This is a genomic window from Isosphaeraceae bacterium EP7 (assembly GCA_038400315.1).
In the GTDB taxonomy this organism is placed as follows: Bacteria; Planctomycetota; Planctomycetia; order Isosphaerales; family Isosphaeraceae; genus EP7.
Window position 1 is genome coordinate 1,166,336 of record CP151667.1, and the last position, 10,546, is coordinate 1,176,881.

A 10,546-nucleotide genomic window follows, 5' to 3' on the forward strand; every position below is an offset into this window, starting at 1 on the left:
CAAACGAACCGCGATGCCGCGCCGCCGGGCCGCGCATCCGCCGAGTTGCGCCGTCCGCCAGGGACGATCGCCGAAGGTCCTGAGGCCGGTCGCCCGTCGCCGTCTCTTCAGCCGTCCCTCGCAGTCCCCGAGTGCGGCACGGGCCGCACGAGCCAGGCCTCGCATCCGAAGGAGTCGGTGCGGGGGCGTTTTTCGCCGCAGGGCCGGGGACTATCTCCGCATGAATTCGTTGTAATTAGACGCATAAAGCGTCGGCAGATCATGAATTGACGAACACCAGGAGACGTCCTCCATGTCACACGACTTGCGAGCTCTGGGGAAGAATCGGGCCACGAGACGGGATCGACGCGAGGGACGACGGGCGCGGCGGCCGGACTGGCTCTGGTCCACTCAGCCGGGCTTCGGGCTGGAAGACCGGACGTTGATGGCCACCCTGATGGTCACGAGCCTTGGGGACAGCGGGACCGGGACCCTGCGCAACGAGATCGCCGCGGCGGCGGCGGGGGACACGATCACATTCAGCAACTCGTTGATCGGCCGGACGATCGTGCTCACGACCGGCGAACTCATCGTTTCCAAGAGTCTGAGTATCATCGGTCCCGGGTCGAATCGGCTGGCGATCAGCGCCAACTTGAACTCGCGGGTGATCGACATCACCGGGTCGGCGAGCACGGGCAACCTGCTGAACGTGACGATCGCGGGCCTGACGGTCACCCAGGGACGGGCGATCTCGACCTCTCCGCACGGCAGCCAGGGTGGCGGGATCTATGCGGGGCTTTCCAACCTGACGCTCAACGACGTGATCGTCAGCGCCAGCGAGGCGAAGGGCCTGCCGGGGGCGAGCGGCTCCAACGGCGCCGACGGGCTCTCGGCGCCGGCTAACCCGACCGGCAGCGGCGGAAACGGGGGAAACGGCGGTAACGGCTCGGCTGGTGGCAACGGCGGCGCCGCGATGGGGGGCGGGGTTTACTTCGCTGGCGGCTCGCTGACGCTGTTGAGCAGCACAGTGACGGGCAATCAGGCGGTCGGCGGGCCGGCGGGCGACGGCGGCAGGGGGGGGAACGGTGGCAACGGCGGAGCGGGAACCCAGGCGATCACCACGGCCGCCATCGGCGGCAATGGCGGCCAGGGCGGCAACGGTGGCCTCTCCGGCGCTGGCGGCGTCGGCGGCGATGCCATGGGCGGCGGGCTCTATTTCGTCGGCAGCAACCTGACAATCGCCGGCACCAGCATCTCCTCGAACAGGGCCATAGGCGGCCCCGGCGGGCTGGGCGGCAATGGTGGAAACGCGGGAAATGGTGGCGACGGGACGGTGTCCATCAGTCTGGCGAATCCGGTCAATGGTGCCAAGGGGGGGGGCGTCGGCGGCAATGGCGGCACCGGGAGGAGCGGGGCGAATGGTGGGGCGGGCGGATCGGCATTCGGCGGCGCCATTTACGCCTCGTCGGGGGTTGTTTCCCTCAACGCCAGCGTGATCTCGACGAACCAGGCGATCGCTGCGCTGGGCGGGCTCGCCGGCAACGGCGGCAATGGCGGCAACGGAGGGGGCGGCTCGCTGACCGCTTCCAACGGTGACGGCAGCAATGGCGGCAATGGCGGAGTCGGCGGCAACGGCGGTAATGGCGGCAATGGCGGCAGCGGCGGGTCTGCCTTCGGCGGCGGGATCTTCGTTGGCACGGGCTCTCCGACGATCACGAAGAGCCAGTTTTTCACGAACTCGGCGATCGCGGGGATTGGGAGCTCAGCAGGCGTGGGCGGGAACGGGGGCGCAGGTGGCTCGGGCACTCGGTTCAACGTGGGGATCCGCGTCGGATTCTCCGTCTTCGTGGGGGACTTCACCGCGGGCATCAGCATCGAGACGCCGTTCGGGGACTTCAATCCTTCGTTCGACATCCCGATCAACGCCACGCTCTTCTCGACTTCGAGCGGCGATTCGACCGACACCGGGGTCGGTGGCAATGCCGGCGTCGGGGGGACGGCCGGGGCAGGGGGCAACGGCGGCTTCGGCGGTAGTGCGTCGGGCGGCGCGGTCGCCGTTGTCGCGGTCGCGCCGGCGATAGCTGGCAGCACGTTCTTCGGCAACCAGGCCATCGCCGGGGCAGGTGGCGCTGGCGCGGCAGGCGGTAATGGTGGCTCGGGCGGGGTGGGCCTTCATTTCTCCTTCCTCGTCGATTTCCAATTCAATTTGCGCATCGACTTCGCGGTGACGTTCGTCATCGACCTCGATCCATTCTCGCTTCTAAGGACGCCTCAGGGCGCAACGACGCAATCGTCACTCGTCGCGGCTTCGGCTGCGGGGCTGGGCGTCATGTTCGCCCCGGGGCCGATCAAGCTGGCGGCCTTCTCGAGCAATGGAGGCAATGGGGCCGCCGGCGGCGCCGGGGGTCGCGGAGGCAGTGGAGGTCTGGGAGGCTCGGTCTCGGGCGGCTCGATCAGTGTCGGTCAGGGCGGCCTGTCGATGACCGATGACTCCGTGTCGTCGAGCACGGCGATCGCCGGGGCCGGGGGGAGTGCTGGTCCCGGCGGGTCGGGCGGCGCGGGCGGCTTCGGCAACTCGACAACGATCGGGGTCCAGATCGGTGGCGGGGTTAACAACCCCAGCAACACGAATCTGACGCTCAAGTTCGAGCTGCGGATTCCCGACTTACCGCCGATCGTGATCACCCCGAGTGCGGTCGTCTTGAACAGCGCCGTGAATACGTCGTCGACCTTCACGACGGCGCCTGGCGGGACGAGCGGCACGGGCGGGAATGGCGGTGACGGTGGCGACGCCTCGGGCGGCGGTGTTTACGTCGCATCGGGCAGGTCGAGAGGCGCCGTCAGCGTCTTGCGCACTCAGGTCTCGCAGGCCACGGCCACAGCCGGGTCGGGCGGCGGCGGCGGCGGCGGCGGTGCAGCGGCCAACGACGGGCTGTTCATCGACCCGACGCCAACCTTCGGGGTTCAGGCCGCCGGGGCCAGCGGGATCGGCGGCAGTGGCGGCGACGCCGCCGGCGGCGGCTTCTTCGTCGGTGGGCTTAATCCGGCGGGCTTCAGCGCGACGACGGTCTCGGCGTCGCAGGCCATCGGCGGGTCGGGCGGAACTGGGGGCGCGGGAGGGGCTGGAGGACTTGCTCTGAATGCCAGCCCCGCGGCGAGTGCCGGCGGAAGTGGCGGCTTCGCAGGGCAGGCGGACGGCGGTGGCATCTTCTACTCCGGTCCGCAGCTCTCGATCGTCGGCTCGACCCTCTCCGGCAATGCGGCCACCGGCGGCAACGGCGGGGACGGGGGAGTCGGTGGATCCGGTGGGATCGTGGTCGTCGTCAGCGGGCTCAGCCAGACCGCCAACAACGGCTCCGGCGGGACCGGGCGAGCGGGTGGGTTCGGGCTCGGAGGCGGCCTCTATAATAACGCGACCGTTGCCGTCATCGACAACACCGTCGTGGACGGCAACTCCGCCACCGGCGGCAGGGGGGGGGCAGGCGGCGGGGGCGGCTCATTCAGCCTTTCGACCGTCTCGGGCACGCCCGTCACACTCCCCGCGGGTTCCGGGGGGAGCGCCGGAGCGAGCGGCGCCGGTGGCGACGGCCGAGGCGGCGGAATCTACACCACCTCGGGGCTTGAGCAAGAGCAGGGTCGGGCGCTCACCTTCAACTTGCCCGTCTCGATTATCAACAACTCGGCCACTGGCGGGGCCGGCGGAGCGGGCGGTTCGGGCGGTGCGTTGAATATTAAGGTGAATGCCGGCGCGGCGACCGGGACGAATGGTGGCGCAGGCGGTCAGGGCGGGGCAGGCCTGGGTGGCGGGCTCTACCTTCCTGATACCGACGTCACGTTCTCGACCTCAACCACCTCTCCAGTGACCTCACAGGTCACGACACCGATCGTCTTGACGCTCACCGGGAACAAGGCCACCGGCGGTGCCGGCGGCGCGGGGGGCTCGGCCAGCTTCGTCGGGGGCGTGGTGGTCGCCTCCACGAGCAACGCCCTTGGCGCCACGGGAGGCGCGGGCGGTGCTGGTGGCGTTGGACAGGGAGGCGGCATCTGGGATGCGATCGACGAGTTCAGCATCCCTTCATTTGCCGTGATCAAAAATAACTCGGCCACCGGCGGGGCCGGCGGCGGAGGGGGCCTCGGCGGCATTATCAGCAGCGTCTCGCTGAGCACCGCCAATGTGACGCCGGGGCTGCTAGCCACCGGCGGAAATGGCGGCGCCGGGGGCCAGGGCGGGGCGGGCCAGGGCGGGGCAATCTTCAACCTCGGAGCGGGCCTGCAGATCCTGGCTGGAAGCGGTCGGACGGGCAACTCCGCCACCGGCGGCGCGGGGGGCGCGGGCGGTGCGGGCAGCCTGATCGGCAGCCTCATCGCCACACCGCTGCTCACGGCCCTCGGGGGCAATGGCGGAAAAGGCGGGGATGGCGGCGACGGCCAGGGCGGGTTCCTGTTTAACGTGGGGGTGGGCCTCGTCGTCGATCGTAATGAGCTGACCGGAAATGCGGCGACCGGCGGAGCCGGCGGGGGTGGCGGCCTCGGCAGTTTCGTCGGCGGCATCATCCTCACCCCATTCAGCACCGTACTCGGCGGGCTCGGAGGCAACGGCGGTGCCGGCGGCGATGGGCAGGGCGGTGCGATCTTCAACTCGGGCAGTCGTGCCGTGATCAGCGCCAGCACGCTGACGAACAACCTTGCGAGCGGCGGAGCCGGTGGTGGCGGCGGCGTTGGCGGTGGCGGAGGTCTGATCAACCTCGGGACGTTGGGGATTGGCGCCTCGGGCGCGATCCTCGGCTCAGCAACCGGCGGGGCCGCCGGCAACGGCGGTGCCGGCGGCGACGGGCAGGGGGGCGCGGTTTACAACTCGGGCACAGGCTTCTTGCTGAGCCTCGACCTGATGACGGGCAATCGGGCGACCGGCGGTGCCGGCGGCGCAGGGGGAACGGGCGGCTCGGGCGGTACGGTGAGCGTCACCACGCAGGTCGGTAACGCCAGCGGCGGCAGTGCGGGCGGCGGCCTCGGCGGCGCAGGCGGCTCGGGCGGTAACGGACGTGGCGGTGCCCTGTTCAACACAGGCAGCTCGGCCTTCGTCCTGCTCACGCCCATGAATAATAACGTGGCAACCGGCGGTGTGGGGGGCGCCGGGGGCCTTGGAGGCACGGGCGGCACCGTCTCCATCACCGCGATCCGCGGCAACGCAGTCGGCGGTTCGTCCGACGGCGGCAACGGTGGCAGCGGCGGGGTCGGCGGTGCCGGACAGGGAGGTGCCATCTTCAATACGGCCTCTGGCACCGGATTCATGTATGTCATCGCGTCGCCCGCGTCTGGATTCCCATCCCCGGGCAGCTTGGGGACGACCGGGGCGCAGCTCAGTCCGTCCAACCTTGTCTTCCTGGCCGGCAATTCCGCCATCGGCGGAGCTGGTGGCGTCGGCGGAGCTGGCGGGAGTGGCGGATTACTCACCGTCCAGTCCTTCACAGGGACGATCACGCGGGGGCACACGAACGGCGGTGCAGGTGGAAACGGCGGTGGCGGTGGGGCCGGGCAGGGGGGGGCAATCTACAACTCGGCCTCTTCGTTCACGGTTTCGGCGTTCACACCGTCCGCGGACTCGTCGGCTGTCCCTCCGGGAAGCCTCGGATCGACGATCAACCTCAGCCTCTTGAACGGCAATTCGGCCATCGGCGGCGCCGGTGCTCTGGGTGGGGCGGGGGGCGCCGACGGGAGCCTTAGCTTCCTGGGAACCGAGGCCAGCGGGGCCTTAGGTGGGGCTGGGGGCAACGGCGGCGCGGGTGGCGCGGCCAACGGTGGGGCGATCGCCAACACCGGCAGCTCGTTCTCGGTGCTCGGCTTCAGCCTCCTGACAAGCAGCGCCGGGATTCTCTCGGGCAACGCGCTGCTGTTGCTGGAAAATCTCGCCAACGGCGCATTCCTGAACATTCAGTACAACGTGCTGAATGACAACTCCGCCCTCGGCGGCGTCGGCGGCGCAGGCGGGCCCGGCGGCGGCAATGGTGGGGTGACACTCTCCGGCGGGAACGCCAACGGCCATAGCGGCGGCAATGGCGGCAACGGCGGAGCCGGCGGTGCAGCCACCGGCGGGGCCGTTGACAATCGTGGCGCCGGATTCACGTTCGCCGCCTTCAGCACCCTCAGCCTCAATTCCGGACGCCTTCAGCTCAAGGCTGATGGCGGCACCGACACTGTGGCCGAGAACTTGCTGTCGTTCCTCACCCTCGGTCTGCGAGATTTCTCGGGCAATAAGGCCACCGGCGGGGCGGGTGGTGCCGGCGGCGCAGGGGCCGGTAACGGCGGCCTGACGGCGAACATCGGCAATGCCGATGGCGGCGTGGGCGGAGACGGGGGCAACGGAGGCAATGGAGGCAGTGCGGCGGGGGGCGCGATCTGGAACTCCACAGGAGGTTTCCTCGTCTCGGTCTTCAGCACGATCTCGGATGGAACCTCGCAGGGCCAGAGCACCCCGGCCGCTATCCCGCTGCTCGACATCTTCGCCGTGAGCATCAACGTCACCTCCATGTCCGACAACTCCGCCAGCGGAGGAGCGGGCGGTGCGGGGGGAACCGGCGGAGGCAATGGCGGGCTCGCGGTCGTTGGCCGTGCCCGCGGCGGCCTTGGCGGCGATGGTGGCAACGGTGGAAACGGCGGCCAGGCACGCGGCGGTGCGATCGAGAATACGGGCGACCGCTTCCAGTCGTACGCCTTCAGCGCGGTCAATCCTCAGGTGGCCGGGTCGCCCGCGGCGACGAAGATCTTCCTCCATTTCCCGACGATCAACCTTCGCGAGCTTTCGGGCAACACCGCCAACGGCGGTGCGGGGGGGATCGGCGGCGCAGGGGGCGGCAACGGCGGAACCTATCTGACGACCGTGGGGGGTGCCCCGGTGGGCCTGCCGGTCAACCTGGAAACACCCGGCGGTCTCGGGGGCAACGGAGGTAACGGGGGTAACGGCGGCGCGGCGTATGGCGGTGCCGTTGACAACTCAGGAGACGGCTTCCTGATCGCCGACTTCAGCACCGTGAGGACCTTCAGCTCGGCTGGTTCGTCCTCCCCCATCGGGCCCGAGATTTTTGTCGACACCCTCAACATCCAGCTCACCCTGCTCTCGGACAACTCGGCCAACGGCGGGGCGGGCGGTAAGGGAGGCAACGGAGGGGGCAACGCAGGGGCCAGCCTCGGGACGGCAAACGCCGATGGCGGGGTCGGAGGCGACGGTGGCAATGGGGGCAGCGGCGGCGGGGCTTTCGGCGGTGCCATCAACAACGCCGGCGACGGCCTCATCGTGGCGACCTTCAGTGCCCTGGCCGTTTCTCCCGCCGCAGGGCCAGGACAGGGGATTTCCCTGGTCAACGGCAATGCGACGCTCCGCATTCTCTCCGGCGACCGCGCCAATGGCGGCGCCGGTGGCATGGGCGGCGACGGCGGCGGTAACGCCGGCATCGGAGACGCCGACGGCGGGATCGGCGGCGATGGCGGCGATGGCGGCAACGGCGGAGAAGCACGCGGCGGCGCCATCGAGAACAACGGCCAAAGCCGCAACGATGGCCAGCGCGAAACCACGGCCGACGGGGTCGTCATCGCCTCGTTCAGCTCCGTTGTCCTCGTCGTCTCCGACGGCCTGGTCGTCGCCGGTAAGGTGGACGGCACGCTGAACACGCCCTTCTTCAACGTCACGGCCAACTCGTTGAATCTCAACATCACCAACCTGGTGAACGACAGCGCCAACGGCGGCGCCGGAGGAGCCGGCGGCCTGGGCGGCGGCAATGGCGGCCAGAACTTCGGCCTGGGGCAGGTGCTCGGCGGGACCGGCGGTTCCGGGGGAGCTGGAGGCAACGGCGGCGCCGCATTCGGCGGAGCCATCGATAACACCGGCAACGGGTTCGTCGTCGCGACCTTCAGCACGCTCACCAATGCCGTGCCGACCGAATACATCGGCGTGGCAAATGTCCTCCCTCCCTCGATTAACCAGAGGGTGAACCTGACGGTCAACCTCGTCCAGCTCACCGATGACTCCGCCAACGGCGGGAAGGGGGGCGCTGGAGGGCTCGGCGGCGGCAACGGGGGGTTCACCCTCGGTGGCAATGCCAACGGAGGCGCGGGCGGTGCCGGCGGCGACGGCGGCGACGGCGGTAATGGGCAGGGCGGTGCCATCAACAATATCCCCTCGATTGATACCACGCCCCTGGCGCTCGTCGTCGGAGACGTCATCACCGCGTCCGCCAGCGGGAACCCGGTCAACCCGTTCTATCCCAAGGTCTTCAACATCAACGCCAAGTTCGACTCGCTTTCACGCGACAAGGCCACGGGAGGCAACGGGGGACTGGGCGGCAATGGCGGCGGCAACGGAGGGGTCACCTTCGGGGGCAACGCCAACGGATCCCTGGGGGGCAACGGAGGCAACGGCGGTGACGGCGGATCGGCACTCGGAGGCGCGATCGCCAACTCTGCGGCCCGATTCCTCCTGCCGGCGTACTACACCCTGACCGGCGACAGTGCCACGGCCGGCAACGGCGCCAACGGCGGCAATGCAGGGGGCAACGGTGCGCCAACGCCCAACGGAGGGAATAACACCCCGGGAATCGGCGGCAACGGCGGCAGCGGCGGCAATGGCGGGAGCGCGCAAGGCGGGGCCCTCTACAACCAGGGTGCCAACTTCACCGTCGGGACCAAGACCAACTTCACCGATGACAAGGCGACCGGCGGAAACGGAGGCGCAGGCGGTAACGGCGGGATCGTCGCCTTCCGGACGAGCAGCACAGGGGCCGGCGGCGCCGGCGGCGATGGCGGCTTCGCGGTCGGCGGGGCCATCGCCAACTTCGGCGACGGCTTCACCCTCGTCGGGCCGCACGCCTTCAACTCCGACACGGCCAGCGGCGGCAACGGCGGCGCGGGGGGCAACAGCGGTCTCGCGCCGAACTACATGGCCAATGGTGGGAACGGCGGCAACGGCGGGGGCGCCTCTGGAGGCGCGATCATCAACACCGGCCTGTCCTTCTCCGCCTCCAACGTCAGCTTCTTCCTCGATTCGGCCACCGGAGGCAACGCTGGGGCCGGGGGCAAGGGGAGCGGCGCGGGGGTCGGCGGCAATGGGGGCAACGGCGGCGACGCCCTCGGAGGCGCCATCGCCAACGCGGGATCGATGACGCTCTCCACCGGCTCCATCTCCTTCACGAGCGCCACAGGCGGAAGCGGCGGAAACGGCTGGGCGGGGGGCAACGGCGGGACCGCATCCGGCGGCGGGATCTATTCCGTCAGCATCCGCGAGCGCGGGGGCATCACCGTCAGCAAGTTCTCCGTCAACTACAACACGGCCAAGGGGGGGACAGGCGGCAACGGGTCGATCCTCTCCGGCGGCAACGGCGGCAGCGGCATCGGCGGCGGCATCACCATCCAGTCGGGCACCGGCTTGGTCTCCGACACCACGCTGAACAACAACCAAGCCCTCGGCGCCGCGGGAGGTTCCGGAGGCGCGGGCTACGCCGGAGGGGCGGGCGGTTCGGGCATCGGCGGGGCAATCGCATCGGGGGGGACCGTCTCCCTGACGAACATCGCCATCGGCTCGAACCGGGCCCAGGGGGCCAACGGCGGCAACACCGGCACAGGGGGCACCGGCGGAGCCGGAGGGAACGCACTGGGGGGTGGCCTGGCGGTCACCGCGGGCAAGGTCACCCTCACCGGCGGCAAGGTCACGTCCAACGTGGCACAGGCCGGCAACGGCGGCAGCTCCTCGTTCAAGGGGACCGGAGGTGCCGGCGGCAATGCCCTGGGAGGCGGCGTCTTCGTCGCCGACAACGCACTCCTTGACGCCATCGATACCGTCATCGGCGGCTTCTTCGCCGGTAACCAGGCCATCGGTGGGTCGGGCGGCTCGGGCGGCCTATTCGGGACCAACGGCGCGAACGGTGGGGGGGTCGGAGGCGGGCTTTATGTGACCGGGGCCGGATCACGGCGGAAGAACCTGGTCGTCACGTTTAATTCGGCCAGCACGGCCGACAACGATATCCACGGGACGCTGGGCAATTTGCCCTGATCTCGGCCCGCGAGTCGTACTGCCCCCCGCCACCCGGCCGGGGGGCAGTACATCACGCACGAGTGCAAGCCTCTTAATTTGTACCGATTCGCGATCCAACGAACCCGTTAAAGTCCTCGGAATAAAAAATACCACTGCAAAAACAACTTTTGTCTTGTAAAGGAGGCTTCCCAAATGAATACTCTGATCCGCGACGTCAAATCGCAATCAATGCCCGTTCAAGATATCTAGTTAATCAGGTTTCATGACGACGTCGAGTCTGCTCCCCCAGGCACGAAGTCGACCCGCGGGAGCCTGGAGCCTAGGCCCATGACGGTCACCCTCCCGACTCGCATCGCCGCCACGGACGGGACGGCATTACCCGATCGGTTTCCGTCCGGCGTGGGCCGGGGCGATGCCCGCCTTTCCACTCGCAGGTCGCCGGCAGGGACCGACGGCCGGCCGACTCCGACACGCCCCTGACCAAAACGCTTGGAATGATTCTGATCCTGCCCGCATCTCATGCCGGGCGGCCGAGGTCGAGGCTCC

General features: G+C 69.4%; 1 protein-coding gene. It reads left to right on the plus strand.

The genetic code is table 11. The features are described from left to right. Positions 1-292 precede the first annotated feature (292 nt). Positions 293-10,018, plus strand: coding sequence for a hypothetical protein (locus EP7_RS04645; protein ID WP_463526427.1), 9,726 nt, complete (start codon positions 293-295; stop codon positions 10,016-10,018). Positions 10,019-10,546: the final 528 nt, after the last annotated feature.

What these genes read in the sequence shown, in the direction of transcription:
- EP7_RS04645 (WP_463526427.1), top strand. Translation starts at nt 293, where the DNA reads ATGTCACACGACTTGCGAGCTCTGGGGAAGAATCGGGCCACGAGACGG.